The following is a 17,290-nucleotide window of genomic DNA, read 5'->3' as shown; positions in this document are numbered from 1 at the left end:
ACCCGGTGGGCGCCGCTATGCGAGCGAGGCGGGCGGAATTGTTGGGGGCAGCCCTCAGCAGGCAGGCCGACCCAGTGCCCGCCCATTCACGCCTGGCGGCTCCGGCCTCGTACCCGGAACCACTCCCGGGGCGGGTGTGCAAGGTGCCGCAGCGGCCCGCGGAGGAGCGGCAGCGCCATCTCCGGCCTCGAACTCCTCAGCACGCCATCGCGACGAGCAGGGCGGCATTCGGCCCGACTACCTCGCCGAGGACGAAGAGACCTGGAGGCAGAATGGCCGCCGTGTCGTCCCCCCGGTCATCGAGTGATCACCCACGGAATCCGTAAGAGGTACGAGATGCGCACCAGCAGCAGGCGACCCGCCAGGCTCCGCCATACCCTGTCGGCAGCCATGGGCCTGCTGCTGTGGGGCATCGCGACGGTCCCGGCGCATGCGGAGACCGTCAGGGAGCAGCAGTGGCACCTGGACGCGATGCATGCCGAGGAGATGTGGGAGACCACCACCGGGCGTGGCATCACGGTCGCTGTGATCGATTCCGGCGTCGACAAGAACATCGCGGACCTACGGGGACAAGTTCTGGACGGCGTGGACTACTCCGGCCTGGAGGGCGACGAACACACGGACCAGGAAGGCCACGGCACCAGCATGGCCGCACTGATCGCTGCGACGGGGGCTCGCGGCAAGACCAACGGGTCCTACGGGCTCGCGCCGGGAGTGAAGATCCTCCCCATCAAGATGCCGTATGCCACCGGCGGTTTTGGCTTGAAGACTCGCTACTCGGAGAATCTGGTCAAGGCCATCCGGTTTGCGGCTGACTCCGAAGCCCAGGTGATCAACGTCTCCATGGGGAGCGCGAACACGCCGAGAAGAAAAGACGTCAGCACTCCGGAACTTACGGCTGCTGTGAAGTACGCCCTCGGCAAGGACAAGCTCATTTTCGCCGCGGCCGGCAACAGCGGTGACGTGACGAACGCAATCGAGTATCCGGCGGCAACTCCGGGCGTCGTGGGTGTGGCAGGAGTCGACCAGAAGGCCAAGCCCGTCAAGAACTCTCAGTTCGGCCCACAAGTAGACCTCGCCGCACCGGCCAAGGACATTGTGAACGCGTGCGCAGGCGGAACGCAGATCTGCAGCGGCACCGGGACAAGTTCCGCCACCGCCATCGCCTCCGCCTCCGCCGCCCTCATCTGGTCCCGGCACCCGGACTGGACCAACAACCAGGTCCTCCGCGTGCTGATGCAGACCGCAAGCGGCAACGAGAAGGGCCTCAGCCGGGACGACGTGGTCGGCTACGGCGTCGTCCACCCTCGGATCGCCCTGAAGAATCCGGGCAACCCGGGCCCCGCGGACAAGTACCCGCTCCCCGACTTCACATACGAGGGCGCCAAGGCCCCGTCCCCGGAGTCCCCCAAGGCCTCGGACGCCGACGCCCGGCCGTCGACCGCGCCGGTCGCCTCGGACGACGACAGCAGCGCGACTCCGCTCTGGATCGCCGCCGGCATCGGTGCGGCTGTCGTCCTCGGCACGACGGTCGCGATCCCGGTGATCCGCAACCGCCGCCGCACAGCACCACCGACACCGGCCGCCGCCGCGCCGCACCCGTACGGAGTGGGGCAGCCCTACGACGTGCAGCCGCCACTCCCGCCTAACACCGCACCACACAACCGGAACAGGTCGAACGGGGGCACATGATGGCTTGGGACGAGTGGGAACAGATCAAGACCGAGGCTACTGAGCGGCAACCGGCACAGATGCAACTGAATCGAGTTGATCAAGGCCCCGGAGCCTCCGGCGGTCCGGCTGATCTAGTGGTGAACAAAGACGACCTCGGAGCAGTCGGGCACGAAGCCTACGTGCTCTACGGTCGGCTCTCTCGGGACGGTGATCACGCCCGTCCTTCAACCTTCAATGCAGCGATCGCCCTGACCAACGGCGGCTTCACCAGCGGGTCGGAGCTGCTGAAGGTGCACGATCGCTGGAACAAGCAGCTGCGGACGCTCCTGGACGCCTGCGCTCGGATCTCGAACCACCTCGACTACACCAAGTCCACCCATGCCAAGAACGATGCAGACATCGGCGGCAATCTCCTCTCTGTGTCCAAGATCAACGAATACTTCAAGTAGTCCGTGGGGGGAACGCCATGCTGACATTCGACGAAGTCGTCAACGCGCCTGTCGGCAAGCTGAAGGAAGCTGCGGACGACTGGTCGGACATGGTGACCAAGTTGGAGAAGCTCGCCGACGACGCCCGGCAGGGCATGAAGGCGAAATCCGACAAGGCCCAATGGCAGGGCGCCAACTCCGACGTCACCAGGCCCTTCATCGCCAAGACAGCCAAGGAGTTCGACGACGCCGCCGCACAGGCCAAGGGCATCAAACTGCTGCTCGATGACGCGCACACCTCGTTCAAGACGGCCAAGGACGCATTGGTCAGGATCAGGGACGAGGAGGGTCCAGCCGCGGGCATCCATGTGGACGCCAACGGCAAGGTCACACCTCGGCACGATGTGGAGAAGGACGAGGCGGCTCGCCACGACACGGATCGCGCCCTGTACCAGGAAGCCGTGCGAAAGCAGAAGGAAGCCGTCGCCTCCTGGCAGAAGAAGATTGATCAGATCGTCGATGACTGTTCCGACGCCGACGAGTCGCTGAAGCGCGCCCTCGCGGCAAACGTGACGGACGACCACAACTTCACCGCACCCAAGTACAAGAGCCTCGACCAGGAAGAGGCCGCCCATGCCGCCGCTCTTGCGGCCAAGGGGCGTGATATCACGCACACCGAGCTCCAAGCGCTCAATGAACTGCTGCACGACAACAGCAAGTCGCCGGAGTTCTCGAAGAACTTCTACGAGAAGCTGGGACCTGAGAAGTCGCTGGCCTTCTTCGGGCAGCTCTCCATGGACACCTACGAATACGGAAAGCTCGACAAGGAGCGCCTGAAGGACGTCCAGGCACTGCAGAAGAATCTCGGCCTCACCCTCGCCACCGCCTCCCACGACAAGACCTTCACCGCCGAGTGGGGTCCGGAACTGCGCAAGCTCGGCACCGAGCGCATCCCGCTGGCCAAGCACGACTACAACGGCCCCTTCGGCTACCAGCTGCTCGGCGGCATCATGCGGTACGGGAACTACGACGCGAAGTTCCTCAATCCGATCGCCGAGCACGTGGCGCAGCTGCACGCCAAGGACCCGTACATGTTCGCCGAGAACAAGATGGTGAACGGCCCCTTCAAGAACCCCTTCAACCCCTCCGGCGTCAACGGATCCGGTTACGATCCGACTGTCGCGATGCTGGAAGCCCTGGGACACAGTCCGGGCGCGGCCAAGCACTTCTTCACGGATCCGCCGACGGCCTACAACGAGGACGGGACGGTCAACAAGGGCGCTACTGCCGACCTGGGGAAGGATAAGGGCGGGAAGCCGTTTGCGAGTTATCTCGACTTCTTCACGGACAAGGACTGGAAGTCCTTCGGCGATGTCGATTCCCTCGACCCCAAAGAAATCAAGGGATCACTCAACGACCTGCCGGATGCACTGGGACATGCCCTGGAGGCGGCGGCGCTCGGGTACGCATGGGACGACCCGAACCCGAACCCGGTTCGCGATGAGGACACGGCTAAAGTCATGAACCAGGTGGTCGAGAAGTACGCACCCGACGCCGGTCTGTTGAAGCGACACGAGGCGCTCTCGGACAGCTTGGGCAACATGACTGCAGGTTATATCGACGATATCAACTGGGCTCTTCAAGAAGGCAGAAGGGAAAGCGTCTTCGCACCGATCGGGAACGAAGAGAGCCATGTCGACCTGGGCAGGGACATGGCTCGGGACCTTCTCAGCGTGCTCGGCCAGCACCCCGACGCGTACGCCACGGTCTCCAAAGCCAATGAGATCTATACGACCAGCGTGCTCGAGGCGCAGGTCGACGAGAACGGGAAGATCGACACAGGCAGGGCCCGCTCCGCGGTGGGCACCGGAGCCGAGGTGCAGGGAATGCTCGACCAGTCGCGCGCCGATCAGGTCGAGGCGACCAATCTGAAGACCCACGAGGAGTATCAGAAGGAGGTGCAGAAGCGTGCCGGCTGGGTCCAGTTTGGTGCTACGACCGCCCTTGCCGCAGGTGTCGCCTTCCTCCCGGTAACCGCCGCTGTCGGTGCCGCGGCCGTGCTCATTCCGCTGGCTACGGACACGGCGAGCGGTGCAGTCGGGCAGGTCCTCGGTCAGGTCATCGGAGACGTCTCGGACAAGTCGATCGACGAAAACAAGCAGAAGTTCGAGGATCTCACCCGAGAAGAGAAGACCAAGGTGTTCTCGGGGGGAGAGGCCATGGCTGAGGCTCCGTGGAAGAAGTTTATGCAGTACCACGGCGTCGAATTCAACAGTAATTTTGGCCAGGACCTGAGGGAGTCCATGATCATCGGGTATGGCCAGGGAAATGATCGTGAGAACCAACAGGGCGCCGACCCCGTAACCGGCTGAGAACGTCGCGGGCAGAGTAGGGAGAAGGCACGTGGGATCCGTATGGACGAGAAGGAGTTGGGCCCCGGTTCTCGGCGCGGTGCTGCTGGGGGCCGGGACCACTGCCTGTGGCGGTGGGGAGTCCCAGGAGTCGCCTCGCTATGTGGCTGCGTCCGAGGTGTGCGACGGCGTGTTCCGGGCGAGGGCTGCAGCCGCCGTTGAACGCCTTATGGGTGTCGGGCCGTACGGAAACACCGGCCGCGGTGCCGTCGAGCGTGTGGCTGATGCTCTTCGTGACGGATATGAATCCGGCCGTTCCTGGACCCGTGCGACTCGGCTGTGCTCGCTGGAGCCGAAGGGCACAGGGATCGGGGAGCACGCATCACTCAGATTCTCGATCTACGCGCCGGGCGACATCGGCACGGGCGGGCTTGCCGAGGGCGAGCGGGCCTACCGTATGGGCACGGAGGCCGAGGCGGGCCCGGGGGGAGCCAGGCTTTACTTCGAGTGTGTCAGCCATCGCCTGAAGGGCTCGAGCGAGCGCCCTGCGCGCGTGTTCGGCGGGTTGAGCCTTGCGTCCGACCTCAAGGAGGACTCGAAGGAGCACCGTGAGGCGGGGCTGACTGTCGTGCATGCCGCCTCGCTCGCCGTGGCCGAGGAACTGGAGTGTGAGGACAGGGGCGGGCTGCCTGAGAAACCGGTGCTGGTCGAGGCCGATTAGACCCGCCCAGACGTCGGCCCGGCAGGAGTGCAGAAACCGCAGGCCGCCCGCCGACGCGCGCGGGCTAGGTGTACTCGGTCATGACCTTGGTGTGACAGCCGGCTGATCGGTGGCTGGCCGCCGAGCGCGGTGTGTCGGCGGCCAGTGTTGTAGAAGTCGAGCCAGGGCGCGAGTGCTCGGGCGCGTTGGGCGTTGCTGGTGAAGACCTTCCGGTAGGCCCATTCGGTCTGCATGGTTCGGTAAAGCGTTCGACCTTTCCGTTGGTCCACGGGCAGTGCGGGCGGGTGAACTTCTACCGTGCGCCAAGTGCTTGGCAGGCGATCTGGAAGTCGTGCGAAAGCCGGTAGTTCTTGGCGTTGTCGGTCATGACCCGCTCGATGCGCGTGATGCCGACTACCGACGGCCACGTGTCACCAACGTGCCGGCCGAGTACAGCTACGGCACCGGTAACGACCGTGAGGATCAGCAGGGAGCAGACCCCGAGACGGGCTGACATGCCGCGGGTGAAGAAGGAGAGGGCACGTGAGATTCGCATGGATGAGCAGGGCCTTTGCTGTTGGCGTGGCACTGCTACTGGTGGCCGCGACTGCGGCCTGCGGAGGCGAGGAGCCCGACGATCCGCCGCCCTACGTGGTTGCGTCCGATGTGTGTGGCGGCGCGTTCCAGGAGAAGAGGGCCTCCGAAGCAGTCGAGCGCATCCTTGGTCCCGGACCGTACGCAAGCGCTGGCCGTGATGCCGTCGAGCGGGTTGCCGATGCCCTTCGGGACGCTTTCGCGTCCGGTCGGTCCTGGAGCAGTGCCACCGAGCTGTGCCCGCTTGCGCCGAAGCGGTCGCGGACCCTGGATCAAGGGTCAATTGCGTTCTCGATCTATGACCCTTCCGATGTAGGGACTGGGAAACTGCCCGCTGGTGCCCGGTTCTACGCGATGGGGAAAGAGGCTGTTGCGGGACCCGCTATGGCGGAGATCTACTTCACCTGCGCGAGCCCCGACCTGGAAACGTCGGCGGACAACCCTCTCAGGATCCAGGGGCGCCTCAGTCTCGGTTCCGCCCTCAACAACGACTCCAAGGAGCACCGTGAGGCCGGCCTGACCGTCGTCCATGCCGCGTCCCTCGCCGTGGCCGAGGAGCTGAAGTGTGAGGGCAATGGCGGGCTGCCTCAGAAGCCGGTACTGACCGAAGCTCCGTAACCGCACTCATGCCGATGGGGTGGCGCCCCCCGAAGGGGGCCACGGCCCGTCCGTCGCGTACGCCCACGAGGTCGTGACCCGATTCGAGCCGACGGAACCGGCGCCTCAGGCTGAGGCATTCGGGGTGGTCGTGCGAGACAGAGTATGGCCGCCCCGCCCTACCCCGAGTGAGGGAAGCGGAGATGGGAGCCACTAATAGTGGTAGCGGGCCTGCGCGACGATGATCTCGTCAGAGGTCACCGCGTAGACCAGTCGGTGCTCGCCATCGATTCGCCGCGACCAGAAACCGGACAGATCCCCCTTCAGCGGCTCCGGTTTGCCGATGCCCTCGAAGGGGTTGCGCAGGGTGTCGTCGATGACCTTGACGAGGCGCCGGAAGATCCGTTTGTCGGTGAAAGCCCAGTGCTGCATGTCTTCCCAGCCCTGGGGGTGGAGGACGAGCTTTCTCACGTGCCGTTCGCCCCGTTTTCCTCGGCGAGGCGGTGGAGATCGTCCACGGGCTTCTCGATGAGCGCCCGGCCCTCACGGATGTCGGCAACGGCGGCCAGCAGCCGGGCGGCGTTGGCCGGGGAGCGCAACAGGTGGATGGTCTCCTCCATGGAGCGGTACTCGTCGGTGGCGACCAGAGTGACGCTGCCCGCCTTCGAGACGATTTCCACGGTGGTCCGGTTGTTGCTGACTTCCTCGATGAGAGGGAACAGGCGCTTGCGGGCCTCGCTGGCAGTTATCGACATGACCGCTCCGAGATAGGTCCGGGAAAGCGTATGGTACAGCGTTACGGTACCACTCTGTGAGGTCGGTGGTCATTGCCGCGGCCTCTCGGCCCTACCTCAAGAAGAAGTCGATCAGCGCCGGCGCCAGCACGTGCGGCGCCACTTCGTGCGTCTGGCCCGTCAGGGTCCGGTGCCGGCCGCGGGGGAGCGCCGCCGCGACCGCGCGTGCCGCCTCCCGCATCCCGGCAGGGCTCGACCCGCCGTCGACGACCAGCACGCGCTCGGTCACCGCCGCCGGAACGCTGCCGTCCCCCAGCACCTCGTGGTCGTACGCGAGCGTGTGCGCCAGCGCCTCCATGTCCGCCCAGACCGGCAGCTGCCGCAGGCCCGACAGCGCCTCGGACGGCATCCCCACGGCGCCCAGGAACTCCGCCAGCGCATCGCCCGGGCGGCCCTCGGCCGACAGGGCGCGCATCCGGGCTCGTAGCCCCGGCCCGCCTCCCGCAGCCCGGGGTCCGTCTCGAACGGCGGCTCGTAGACCGACAGCATGGTGATCGGCAGCCCGTCGGACGCCGCCCGCAGCGCCAGTGCGGCGCCCGAGGGCATGCCGTGGACCAGGGCGCTCCCGCCCGCCTGCGCGATCACGGCGGTGAGGTCCTCGACCTCCCGCTCCACCGCGTACGGAGCGGTGTCACCGCTGCTTCCCCGGCCGCGCCGGTCGTAGGTGAACACGGTGAAGCGCTCCGCGAGCAGCTCCGTGAGCGACGCGTCCGACGCGGCGGTGCACAGCGCCCCGCCGACCAGGACCAACGCCGGTCCCTCGCCGCGCTGTTCGCAGACGATGCGCGTACCGTCCGCCGATTCGGTCCCGTTGAGCGTCCTGCTCGAGTTCTCCATGAGAGGCAGACGGGGCCGCCGGGGGCAACTCATCGGTGGCGGCGAAATAATTTCCGGAGACCTTCCGGGCGCCCGTACGGTGGGCGCATGAACATCTGCGTCTTCCTCTCCGCCGCCGAGCTCGACGAGCGCTACACCCGCCCCGCGCGCGAGTTCGCCGAACTCATCGGCAAGGGCGGCCACACCCTGGTGTGGGGCGGCTCCGACGTCGGGCTGATGAAGGTCGTCGCGGACGGGGTCGAGGAGGCGGGCGGCCGGCTGGTCGGCGTGTCGGTGGAGTTCCTGCAGTCCAAGGCGCGGGCCACCGCCGACGAGATGGTCATCGCCAAGGACCTCGCCGAGCGCAAGGCGCTGCTGCTGGCCAAGTCCGACGCGGTCGTCATCATGGTCGGCGGCACCGGGACGCTGGACGAGGCCACCGAGATCCTGGAGCTCAAGAAGCACGGCCACCACACGAAGCCCGTGGTCCTGCTGAACGCGGCCGGTTTCTACGACGGGCTGAAGGAGCAGTTCCAGCGGATGGACGACGAGGGGTTCCTGCCGCTTCCCCTGACCGACCTGGTGTTCTTCGCCGAGGACGGAGTGGCCGCCATGGCCTACCTGGAGGAGAGCCTCGGCGTCCGCTAGTGCGAGCATGGCGGGCATGGCTACACATCTGATCACCGGCGCGGGATCCGGCATCGGCGCGGCGGTCGCCCGCAGGCTGCACGAGCGGGGCGACGAACTCGTCCTCGTGGCACGGGACGCGGGCCGCGCCAAGGAGTTCGCGGCGCGCTACCCCGGCGCCCGCACCCTCGTCGCCGACCTGGCCGAGCCCGACCGCATCTCCTGGGCGCTCGGCCACCAGACCCTGCCCGACCGCATCGACTCGCTGCTGCACAGCGCCGGCATCGTCGACCTCGGCCCGGTCGGCGAGCTGACCCCCAAGACGTGGCGCCACCAGCTGAACGTCAACCTGATCGCGCCCGCCGAGCTGACCCGCCTCTTCCTGCCCCAGTTGCGTGTGGCCCGGGGCCACGTCGTCTTCGTCAACTCCGGCGCCGGACTGAACGCCCACGCCGAATGGGGCGCCTACGCGGCCTCCAAGCACGGCCTCAAGGCGCTGGCCGACTCGCTGCGGCATGAGGAGCACGCGGCCGGGGTGCGGGTGACCTCGGTGTACCCGGGCCGCACCGCGAGCCCGATGCAGGCCAAGGTCCACGCCCAGGAGGGCAAGGAGTACGACCCGGAGCGCTGGATCGACCCCGAGTCGGTCGCCACGACGATCCTCACGGCCCTCGACCTGCCGCGCGACGCCGAGATCAACGACCTGACCGTGCGGCCGGGCCGCTGAGGGGACCGGGCCCGCGCCGGAGCCGCACGGGCCACGTACGCTTCCCGAGTGAGCGAGAAACAGGACTTCACCTGGGGAGCGGCGACCGGCATCGGGTCCATGCCCGGCTCGGACGCCCGCGAGAGCGCGCGGACCGTCACCGGGTCCTGCGAGGACTTCCCGTACCTCGCCGAGCTGCCCGCCCGCGGGCCCGGCGCCGACATGATCGGGCGGACCATCGGGCTGCTCGTCGAGATGTACGCCCATGTCGAGCCCAGCGGCTGGCGGGTCAGCGACCGGCCCGGCCGCGACACCCGCCGGGCGCACTCCTGGCTGCGCGAGGACCTGGACGCGCTGGAGGAGTTCACGCAGGGGTACGAAGGCCCGCTCAAGGTGCAGGCGGTCGGCCCCTGGACGCTCGCCGCGTCCCTCGAACTGCGCGGCGGCGAGGCCGCGCTGGGCGACCCCGGCGCCTGCCGGGACCTCGCCGCGTCGCTCGCCGAGGGACTGCGCGGCCACCTGGCCGACGTCCGCCGCAGGGTGCCCGGCGCGCAGGTCGTGCTCCAGCTCGACGAGCCGTCCCTGACCGCCGTGCTGCGCGGGCAGATCCGCACGGCCAGCGGCTACCGCACCCACCGCGCCGTGGACCGCCAGATCGTCGAGAGCGCGCTGCGCGACGTCGTCGCGGTCACGGACGGTCCGGTGGTCGTGCACTCGTGTGCCCCCGAGGTGCCGTTCGCGCTGCTGCGCCGCGCCGGGGCGCACGGGGTCTCGTTCGATTTCGGCCTGCTCACCGAGCGTGAGGAGGAGACGATCGGCGAGGCCGTCGAAGGCGGTACCAAGCTCTTCGCGGGCGTCGTCCCCTCCACCGACACCGCATCGGCCGGATTGTCGGTGGGCGCCGATATCGTCAAGGGTGTACGGACACTGTGGCGCAGGCTGGGGCTGAATCCGGGGAGTCTCTCCGAGTCGGTCGTGATCACCCCCTCCTGCGGCCTCGCAGGCGCGTCCCCCGCGTACGCACGCGCGGCGCTCGCCCACTGCGTCCGGGCCGCGAGATCACTCGCGGACAACCCTGAGTAACGGGTGCACGGCAGACGGAAGGACGAAACGGTGGCTGGCGAACAGCAGACGGCACTGCCCGCCGATGTGCGGGAGCAGCATGCCCAACTCGCCGAGCAGGTCGAGGAGCACCGCTTCCGGTACTACGTGAAGGACGCCCCGATCGTCTCCGACGCCGAGTTCGACCGGCTCATGCGCGCGCTGGAGGCGATCGAGGAGGAGTACCCGGCACTGCGCACCCCCGAGTCGCCGACCCAGAAGGTCTCCGGGGACTACGAGACCGAGCTCAGCAAGGTCGAGCACCGCGAGCGCATGCTCTCCCTGGACAACGCCTTCGACGACGCCGGGCTGGCCGCCTGGGCCGAGCGCGTCGCCCGCGACGTCGGCGCGCCCGGCTACCACTTCCTGTGCGAGCTCAAGGTCGACGGCCTCGCGGTCAACCTCACGTACGAGAAGGGCCGCCTCACCCGCGCGGCGACCCGGGGCGACGGCCGCATCGGCGAGGACATCACACCGAACGTGCGCACCATCGCCGAGATCCCGGAGCGGCTGCGCGGCGACCGCATCCCCGACCTCGTGGAGATCCGCGGCGAGGTCTACTTCCCGATGGAGAAGTTCCAGGAGCTCAACGAGCGCCGTGTGGCGGCGGGCGAACAGCCGTACGCCAACCCGCGCAACTCCGCCTCGGGTTCGCTGCGCCAGAAGGACCCCAGGGTCACCGCCAAGCTGCCGCTCCACATGGTGGTGCACGGCATCGGGGCCCGCGAGGGCTTCGACATCGACCGGCTGTCCGAGGCGTACGGCCTGCTGCGCGAATGGGGACTGCCCGTCGCCCGGCACAACAAGGTCGTGGGCTCCCTCGACGAGGTGCGGGAGTTCATCGCCTACTTCGGCGAGCACCGCCACTCCGTGGAGCACGAGATCGACGGCGTCGTGGTCAAGCTCGACGAGATCCGGCTCCAGGGCAGGCTGGGCTCGACCGCACGCGCCCCGCGCTGGGCCATCGCCTGGAAGTACGCGCCGGAGGAGGTCAACACCAAGCTGGTCAACATCCGCGTGGGCGTGGGCCGCACCGGCCGGGTCACGCCGTACGCGCAGGTGGAGCCGGTCACGGTGGCCGGCTCCGAGGTCGAGTTCGCGACCCTGCACAACCAGGACGTGGTCAAGGCCAAGGGCGTCCTCATCGGCGACACCGTGGTGCTGCGCAAGGCGGGCGACGTCATCCCGGAGATCCTCGGGCCCGTCGTGGACCTGCGGGACGGCACCGAGCGCGCGTTCGTCATGCCGGCCGAGTGCCCCGAGTGCGGGACGCCGCTGCGGGCCATGAAGGAGGGCGACGTCGACATCCGCTGTCCCAACGCCCGTTCCTGCCCGGCCCAGTTGCGCGAGCGCCTTTTCTACCTCGCCGGCCGCGAGTGCCTGGACATCGAGGCCTTCGGCAAGGTGGCCGCCGCCGCGCTGACGCGTCCGCTGGAGCCTGCCGACCCGCCGCTGAAGGACGAGGGCGACCTGTTCGACCTCACGGTGGAGCAACTGCTGCCCATCAAGGCGTACGTCCTCGACCAGGACAGCGGACTGCCCAAGCGCGATCCGAAGACGGGAGAGGACAAGGTCGTCACCGTCTTCGCGACCAAGGAGGGCGGCCCGAGGAAGAACGCCCTGGCGATGCTGGAGAACATCGAGGCCGCCAAGAGGCGCCCGTTCGCCCGCTTCCTCAACGGGCTGTCCATCCGCCATGTCGGTCCGGTCGCCGCCGCCGCCCTGGCCCGCGAGTTCCCGTCCATCGAGCGGATCGAGCAGGCCACCGAGGCCGAGCTCGCGGCGACCGAGGGCGTGGGACCGATCATCGCCGCCTCCCTCAAGGAGTGGTTCGCGGAGGACTGGCACCGCGAGATCCTGCGCAAGTGGCGTGCGGCGGGCGTCCCGCTGGAGGCGGAGACGACCGGCGAGGACGAAGGCCCGCGCCCGCTGGAGGGGTTGACGGTCGTCGTCACCGGCACTCTGGAGCACCACACGAGGGATGGCGCAAAAGAGGCGCTCCAGAGCCTCGGTGCGAAAGTGGCCGGTTCCGTTTCCAAGAAGACCAGCTTCGTGGTGGTCGGTGACAACCCCGGGTCGAAGTACGACAAGGCCGTGCAGCTGAAGGTGCCCGTGCTGGACGAAGCGGGCTTCGCGGTCCTGCTGGAGCAGGGCCCGGATGCGGCCCGTGAGGCCGCTGTGACCGAAGAGGCATGACACGCAGGGAAATGGGCGGTTCATCCCGGGGGCGCACGGGGGAGCCCCGAAGGGGCGCACAGGGCCGGAAAGCGACGCGTGGAGCGCCGGTGGAACGGCCAGTACAGGTCACCCGTTCAGCGCATACCAGATGGATAAGGATGGTCGGGTCGCATTCGGGCAAGAGCTGTAGAGCGCTGCCCGTCCGAGCCTCCTGCGGCCTACTGTTGAGATGTGCGCCTGTCGTGCACGGCTGCGTGGTGGGATTTCAGTCGTGGTGGCATGACAACGGGAGCCATCGCCCGGCCCCGTCCCGTTCGATCAGGCCCGGCAGGATCGACGGGACAGGACCGCATCGGCACCGCCGGCTGTGAGAGGGACGGGAATGAAACCGACCGAGAGCGCCGCCCCGGCCCCACGGCCGCGTGCATTCGCGGCCCTGGTGGGCCAGACCCCCGGGCTGCCCGCGGCCGTTGTCGCGGGCGCCGCACTCGTGCTCGTGACCGGAGTCGTCACCACCGTACGCGAAGGACACGCCCTGTTCCCCGGTTCCACCGAGGGCTGGTCCCTCGCGCTGCTCACCGGGATCATCGTCGGCCATCTCGTCGCACTCGGCCGCGACCGCTGGTGGGGCGGGACGGGCTCGGGGGCCGCGCTCACCCTGGCCGTCCTGCTGCTGTTCGGCTGGGTGCCCGCCGGGCTCGTCAGTCTCTCGGTCGTCGCCCTCGTCGGCGCCGCGTGCCGGGGCAGATGGCGCCAGGGCCTGTTGCACGGCGCCGTCGACATCCTGGGGATCGGCGCCGCGGCGCTCGCGCTCGCCGCCTTCGGAGTCGTCCCCAGCGTCGAGGAGCCGTGGGATCCGCTGGGCTGGGAAGTCGAGGCGGCGCCCGAGGTCATGCTCGTCGCCACCGCCTATCTCGCCGTCACCCGGCTCCTGTTGTGGTACGTCCTCGCCCCGCAGGGCGGCGGACTGCCCACCGTCGCCCGCACCGCCCTGCTCCGGCAGGGCCTGGTCGCCCTCGCCCTCGTCGGCATCGCCCCGCTCATCAGCGTCGTCACCGTGGCCATGCCCGTGCTCCTGCCGCTGTTCGCCGTACCGCTGATCGCGCTCGACTCCACCCTGTGGATCGCCAGGGCCCGGGCCGAGGAGCAACTGCGCGACCCGCTCACCGGGCTGCCCAACCGTCAGTGGCTGCTGGAGCGCACCTGGTCCGCGCTGGAGGACGCCGAGAGCTCCGGCGCGCGCTCCGCCCTCGTCCTCATCGACCTCGACCGCTTCCGGGCGGTCAACGACACCCTCGGCCATCTCGCGGGCGACAGGCTGTTGCTCCAGATCGCCGAGAGGCTGCGGCTCGCGCTGCCGCGCGGGGCCGAGGCGGCGCGGCTCGGCGGCGACGAGTTCGCCGTCCTGCTGCCCACGGCCGACTCCACGACCAGCGCGCAGCGCGTCGCCCGTCATCTCGTCGCCGAACTGTCCTCGCCGCTCGACCTGGACGGGCTCACCCTCGTGCTGGAGGCGAGCGCCGGACTCGCCGTCTTCCCCGACCACGCCCTCGACGCCGAGGGACTGCTGCGCCGCGCGGACGTCGCGATGTACCAGGCGAAGCGGGACCGCACGGGCGTCGAGGTGTACGAGTCGAAGCGGGACAGCAACACTCCCGACCGGCTCGGCCTCCTCGGCGATCTGCGCCGGGCGCTGGACGCGGGCGATGTCGAGCTGCACTACCAGCCCAAGGTCCGCTTCGACGGGCACGTCTCGGGGCTGGAGGCCCTGGTGCGCTGGGTGCACCCGGAGCGCGGGCGGGTCCCGCCGGACGAGTTCATCGCCATCGCCGAGTCCTCGGGCCTGATGCCCCACCTGACGGAGTACGTCCTGGAGACGGCGCTCGCGCAGGTCGCGCAGTGGCGGGCCCAGGGGCTCACGGTCCCTGTCGCCGTCAACGTCTCCCCCCGCGACGTCCACACCCCCGGCTTCGCCGGCGCGGTCGCCGCGCGGCTCGCGCGGCACGGGGTCCCGCCGGCGGCCCTCCAGCTGGAGATAACGGAGCACGTACTCCTGGAGGACCCGCAGCGGGCCGCCGACACGCTGGCCGGGCTCGCCGACCACGGCGTGAAGATGTCCCTCGACGACTTCGGCACGGGCTACTCCTCGCTGGTGCACCTGCGCCGGCTCCCGGTCAGCGAGCTGAAGATCGACCGGTCCTTCGTGGCGCGGCTCGCCGTGGACACCGAGGACGCGGAGATCGTCCGGTGCACCGTGGACCTCGCCCACTCGCTCGGCCTGCTCGTCGTCGCGGAGGGCGTCGAGGACGACGAGACGTGGGAGCGGCTGCGGGACCTGGGCTGCGACGCGGTGCAGGGGTGGCTGGTGGCGGCGGCGATGCCGCCCCAGGAGACGACGGCGTGGCTGCTGGCCAGGGGCGAGCGTGGCTGGCACCGCCCGGCGCTGCCGGCGGGCGAACGCCCCCCGTCGCCGAACGGCGCGAACCGCACACCGGGCCACGCGGTCCCGTAGGCCGGGGCCGCACGACGTGGCGGTCTGGTGTCCCCGGAGGCCGGCCCGGCGGGGTGCTGTTCTTCCGGGGCTCAGGTGCGCGGGCGGGCGCGGGGCGAGGGGAACGGGGCCGGGTCGCGCGGCGTGGCCCGCCCGGCCGGCCCCTGCCCCGCACCCCGGGCCCACGCGTCAGCGGCGGCGTGATGCGGACCCGGGAGCCGGGGGCCGGGCGTCCCGGAGGCAAACCGTTTCACGGTCACCCCGCCCCGCCCCATAGGATTGGGCCAAAACCATCACACTCACCCCTGAGGATCGCTGCATGCCTGGCATCACGCGCGAGGAGGTCGCCCACCTCGCCCGGCTGGCGCGTCTCGAGTTGAAGGACGAAGAGCTCGACCACTTCGCCGGACAGCTCGACGACATCATCGGCGCGGTCGCCCGCGTCTCCGAGGTCGCCGACCAAGACGTACCCCCGACCTCCCACCCGCTGCCGCTGACCAACGTCATGCGCGCGGACGAGGTCCGTCCGTCGCTCACCCCCGAGCAGGCGCTCTCCGGCGCCCCGGCCCAGGAGCAGCAGCGTTTCAAGGTGCCGCAGATCCTGGGGGAGGACTAATCACATGACGGCCAAGAACACGATCGAGAGCTGCATCAGGCTCACCGCCGCCGAGACCGCCGAGAAGATCGCCGCGGGCGAGCTCACGGCCGTCGAGGTCACCGAGGCCCACCTGGCCCGTATCGACGCAGTCGACGAGAAGGTCAACGCCTTCCTGTACGTCGACCGCGAGGGCGCCCTCGCGCAGGCCCGCGCCGTCGACGAGAAGCGGGCCAGGGGCGAGAAGCTCGGCCCGCTCGCCGGCGTGCCGCTCGCGCTCAAGGACATCTTCACCACCGAGGGCATCCCGACCACCGTCGGGTCCAAGATCCTCGAGGGCTGGATCCCGCCGTACGACGCGACCCTGACCAAGAAGCTCAAGGCCGCCGACGTCGTCATCCTCGGCAAGACCAACATGGACGAGTTCGCCATGGGGTCCTCGACCGAGAACAGCGCGTACGGCCCGACGGGCAACCCCTGGGACCTGACCCGTATCCCGGGCGGCTCGGGCGGCGGTTCGGCCGCCGCGCTGGCCGCCTTCCAGGCCCCGCTCGCCATCGGCACGGACACCGGCGGATCGATCCGTCAGCCCGCCGCCGTCACCGCGACCGTCGGCGTCAAGCCGACCTACGGCGGCGTGTCCCGCTACGGGATGGTGGCCTTCTCCTCGTCCCTCGACCAGGGCGGCCCCTGCGCCCGTACGGTCCTGGACGCGGCCCTGCTGCACGAGGTCATCGCCGGTCACGACCCGCTCGACTCGACGTCCATCGACGCCCCGGTCCCGCCGGTCGTCGAGGCCGCCCGCAACGGCTCCGTCCAGGGCATGCGCGTCGGCATCGTCAAGCAGTTCCGCGGCGAGGGCTACCAGGCCGGTGTCCTGCAGCGCTTCGACGAGTCCGTCGAGCTGCTGAAGGAGCTCGGGGCCGAGATCGTCGAGCTGGACTGCCCGTCCTTCGACCTGGCACTCGCCGCGTACTACCTGATCGCGCCGTCCGAGTGCTCCTCGAACCTCGCCCGTTTCGACGCGATGCGCTACGGCCTGCGCGTCGGCGACGACGGCACGAAGTCCGCGGAGGACGTCACCGCGCTCACCCGCGAGGCCGGTTTCGGCCCCGAGGTCAAGCGCCGCATCATGCTCGGCACGTACGCGCTCAGCTCCGGCTACTACGACGCGTACTACGGCTCCGCGCAGAAGGTCCGCACGCTCATCACGCGCGACTTCGAGAAGGCGTTCGAGAGCGTCGACGTCATCGTCTCCCCGACGACGCCGACCACGGCCTTCCCGATCGGCGAGCGCGCCGACGACCCGATGGCGATGTACCTCGCGGACCTGTGCACCATTCCGACCAACCTGGCCGGCAACGCGGCCATGTCCCTGCCGTGCGGTCTCGCACCGGAGGACGGCCTGCCCGTCGGCCTGCAGATCATCGCCCCCGCCATGAAGGACGACCGGCTGTACAAGGTCGGTGCCGCCGTCGAGGCCGCTTTCGTGGAACGCTGGGGTCACCCGCTGCTGGAGGAGGCTCCTTCACTGTGAGCGACGCACGCGCGGCCGCCGGGCCGCAGGCAGCGACGATGCCCGCACCTCTGCGCCGCGTGGGCGGAGAAGGGGGCCCCACCCAGGCGTCAGCTCTGGGG

16 protein-coding genes and 1 pseudogene are annotated in these 17,290 nt (G+C 69.3%); 12 read left to right on the top strand and 5 right to left on the bottom strand.

All coding sequences use genetic code 11. The features are described from left to right. The first annotated feature begins 336 nt into the window (after nucleotides 1–336). The 4 genes from mycP to QFZ82_RS12935 all read left to right on the top strand — a co-directional run bounded on the left by mycP (nucleotide 337) and on the right by QFZ82_RS12935 (nucleotide 5,174). Nucleotides 337–1,692 carry a type VII secretion-associated serine protease mycosin gene (mycP, locus tag QFZ82_RS12950; protein ID WP_307713311.1) on the top strand — a complete coding sequence of 452 codons (1,356 nt, stop codon included), beginning with the start codon at nucleotides 337–339 and terminating at the stop codon, nucleotides 1,690–1,692. Further along, nucleotides 1,692–2,123: a hypothetical protein gene (locus QFZ82_RS12945; RefSeq protein WP_307717705.1), complete on the top strand. Its 432-nt coding sequence runs from the start codon at nucleotides 1,692–1,694 to the stop codon at nucleotides 2,121–2,123. Before mycP ends, QFZ82_RS12945 begins: the two co-directional genes overlap by 1 nt. A 17-nt stretch (nucleotides 2,124–2,140) precedes the next feature. Beyond that, nucleotides 2,141–4,474, top strand: coding sequence for a hypothetical protein (locus QFZ82_RS12940; protein WP_307713310.1), 2,334 nt, complete (start codon nucleotides 2,141–2,143; stop codon nucleotides 4,472–4,474). Nucleotides 4,475–4,616: 142 nt separating this feature from the next. Next, nucleotides 4,617–5,174: a hypothetical protein gene (locus QFZ82_RS12935; RefSeq protein WP_307713309.1), complete on the top strand. Its 558-nt coding sequence runs from the start codon at nucleotides 4,617–4,619 to the stop codon at nucleotides 5,172–5,174. Nucleotides 5,175–5,269: 95 nt separating this feature from the next. Here QFZ82_RS12935 and QFZ82_RS12930 read toward each other — a convergent pair. Continuing rightward, a pseudogene (locus QFZ82_RS12930) lies at nucleotides 5,270–5,565 on the bottom strand (integrase core domain-containing protein); the annotation flags it as partial. A gap of 131 nt (nucleotides 5,566–5,696) precedes the next feature. Between QFZ82_RS12930 and QFZ82_RS12925 the strand changes: the two are divergent. After that, nucleotides 5,697–6,365, top strand: coding sequence for a hypothetical protein (locus QFZ82_RS12925; RefSeq protein ID WP_307713308.1), 669 nt, complete (start codon nucleotides 5,697–5,699; stop codon nucleotides 6,363–6,365). Nucleotides 6,366–6,557: 192 nt separating this feature from the next. Here the strand turns inward: QFZ82_RS12925 and QFZ82_RS12920 are convergent, their stop codons facing one another. From QFZ82_RS12920 to QFZ82_RS39760, 4 genes are all read right to left on the bottom strand, one after another. Then, the gene (locus tag QFZ82_RS12920; RefSeq protein ID WP_307713307.1) at nucleotides 6,558–6,815 is read right to left on the bottom strand and encodes a Txe/YoeB family addiction module toxin; all 258 of its coding nucleotides are present in this window, start codon (nucleotides 6,813–6,815) and stop codon (nucleotides 6,558–6,560) included. Beyond that, nucleotides 6,812–7,099 carry a type II toxin-antitoxin system Phd/YefM family antitoxin gene (locus tag QFZ82_RS12915; RefSeq protein WP_307713306.1) on the bottom strand — a complete coding sequence of 96 codons (288 nt, stop codon included), beginning with the start codon at nucleotides 7,097–7,099 and terminating at the stop codon, nucleotides 6,812–6,814. Before QFZ82_RS12915 ends, QFZ82_RS12920 begins: the two co-directional genes overlap by 4 nt. Nucleotides 7,100–7,190: 91 nt before the next feature. Further along, nucleotides 7,191–7,367, bottom strand: coding sequence for a hypothetical protein (locus tag QFZ82_RS39765; protein WP_373429277.1), 177 nt, complete (start codon nucleotides 7,365–7,367; stop codon nucleotides 7,191–7,193). Further along, on the bottom strand, nucleotides 7,364–7,975 hold the full coding sequence (locus QFZ82_RS39760) for an alpha/beta fold hydrolase (RefSeq protein WP_373429276.1): 612 nt from the start codon (nucleotides 7,973–7,975) through the stop codon (nucleotides 7,364–7,366). The genes QFZ82_RS39765 and QFZ82_RS39760 overlap by 4 nt, the downstream gene beginning before the upstream one ends. An 87-nt stretch (nucleotides 7,976–8,062) precedes the next feature. Here QFZ82_RS39760 and QFZ82_RS12900 point away from each other — a divergent pair, with 87 nt between their 5' ends. The 7 genes from QFZ82_RS12900 to gatA all read left to right on the top strand — a co-directional run bounded on the left by QFZ82_RS12900 (nucleotide 8,063) and on the right by gatA (nucleotide 17,189). Continuing rightward, on the top strand, nucleotides 8,063–8,602 hold the full coding sequence (locus QFZ82_RS12900; RefSeq protein ID WP_307713303.1) for a TIGR00730 family Rossman fold protein: 540 nt from the start codon (nucleotides 8,063–8,065) through the stop codon (nucleotides 8,600–8,602). A 7-nt stretch (nucleotides 8,603–8,609) separates the two neighbouring features. Continuing rightward, nucleotides 8,610–9,308 carry an SDR family oxidoreductase gene (locus tag QFZ82_RS12895; protein ID WP_307713302.1) on the top strand — a complete coding sequence of 233 codons (699 nt, stop codon included), beginning with the start codon at nucleotides 8,610–8,612 and terminating at the stop codon, nucleotides 9,306–9,308. Nucleotides 9,309–9,356: 48 nt separating this feature from the next. Then, nucleotides 9,357–10,370 carry a methionine synthase gene (locus QFZ82_RS12890; RefSeq protein WP_307713301.1) on the top strand — a complete coding sequence of 338 codons (1,014 nt, stop codon included), beginning with the start codon at nucleotides 9,357–9,359 and terminating at the stop codon, nucleotides 10,368–10,370. 30 nt (nucleotides 10,371–10,400) lie between these two features. Beyond that, entirely contained in the window at nucleotides 10,401–12,584 is a 2,184-nt protein-coding gene (gene ligA, locus QFZ82_RS12885) for an NAD-dependent DNA ligase LigA (protein WP_307713300.1), read from the top strand. Between the two features lie 364 nt (nucleotides 12,585–12,948). Beyond that, complete coding sequence (locus QFZ82_RS12880; RefSeq protein WP_307713299.1) at nucleotides 12,949–15,078, top strand: bifunctional diguanylate cyclase/phosphodiesterase; 2,130 nt, start codon at nucleotides 12,949–12,951, stop codon at nucleotides 15,076–15,078. A gap of 298 nt (nucleotides 15,079–15,376) precedes the next feature. Next, nucleotides 15,377–15,673, top strand: a complete 297-nt coding sequence (gatC, locus tag QFZ82_RS12875; protein WP_016642027.1) for an Asp-tRNA(Asn)/Glu-tRNA(Gln) amidotransferase subunit GatC — start codon at nucleotides 15,377–15,379, stop codon at nucleotides 15,671–15,673. Between the two features lie 4 nt (nucleotides 15,674–15,677). Then, nucleotides 15,678–17,189, top strand: coding sequence for an Asp-tRNA(Asn)/Glu-tRNA(Gln) amidotransferase subunit GatA (gene gatA / locus QFZ82_RS12870; RefSeq protein ID WP_307713298.1), 1,512 nt, complete (start codon nucleotides 15,678–15,680; stop codon nucleotides 17,187–17,189). The last annotated feature ends 101 nt before the right edge of the window (nucleotides 17,190–17,290 follow it).

The organism is Streptomyces sp. V4I23 (assembly GCF_030817975.1).
In the GTDB taxonomy this organism is placed as follows: domain Bacteria; phylum Actinomycetota; class Actinomycetes; order Streptomycetales; family Streptomycetaceae; genus Streptomyces.
Note: the sequence above shows the minus strand (reverse complement) of the source record. Positions and strands in the feature narration are given on the sequence as shown.

What these genes read in the sequence shown, in the direction of transcription:
- mycP (WP_307713311.1), top strand. Translation starts at nt 337, where the DNA reads ATGCGCACCAGCAGCAGGCGACCCGCCAGGCTCCGCCATACCCTGTCG.
- QFZ82_RS12945 (WP_307717705.1), top strand. Translation starts at nt 1,692, where the DNA reads ATGGCTTGGGACGAGTGGGAACAGATCAAGACCGAGGCTACTGAGCGG.
- QFZ82_RS12940 (WP_307713310.1), top strand. Translation starts at nt 2,141, where the DNA reads ATGCTGACATTCGACGAAGTCGTCAACGCGCCTGTCGGCAAGCTGAAG.
- QFZ82_RS12915 (WP_307713306.1), bottom strand. Translation starts at nt 7,099, where the DNA reads ATGTCGATAACTGCCAGCGAGGCCCGCAAGCGCCTGTTCCCTCTCATC.
- QFZ82_RS39760 (WP_373429276.1), bottom strand. Translation starts at nt 7,975, where the DNA reads ATGGAGAACTCGAGCAGGACGCTCAACGGGACCGAATCGGCGGACGGT.
- QFZ82_RS12900 (WP_307713303.1), top strand. Translation starts at nt 8,063, where the DNA reads ATGAACATCTGCGTCTTCCTCTCCGCCGCCGAGCTCGACGAGCGCTAC.
- QFZ82_RS12895 (WP_307713302.1), top strand. Translation starts at nt 8,610, where the DNA reads ATGGCGGGCATGGCTACACATCTGATCACCGGCGCGGGATCCGGCATC.
- QFZ82_RS12880 (WP_307713299.1), top strand. Translation starts at nt 12,949, where the DNA reads ATGAAACCGACCGAGAGCGCCGCCCCGGCCCCACGGCCGCGTGCATTC.
- gatC (WP_016642027.1), top strand. Translation starts at nt 15,377, where the DNA reads ATGCCTGGCATCACGCGCGAGGAGGTCGCCCACCTCGCCCGGCTGGCG.
- gatA (WP_307713298.1), top strand. Translation starts at nt 15,678, where the DNA reads ATGACGGCCAAGAACACGATCGAGAGCTGCATCAGGCTCACCGCCGCC.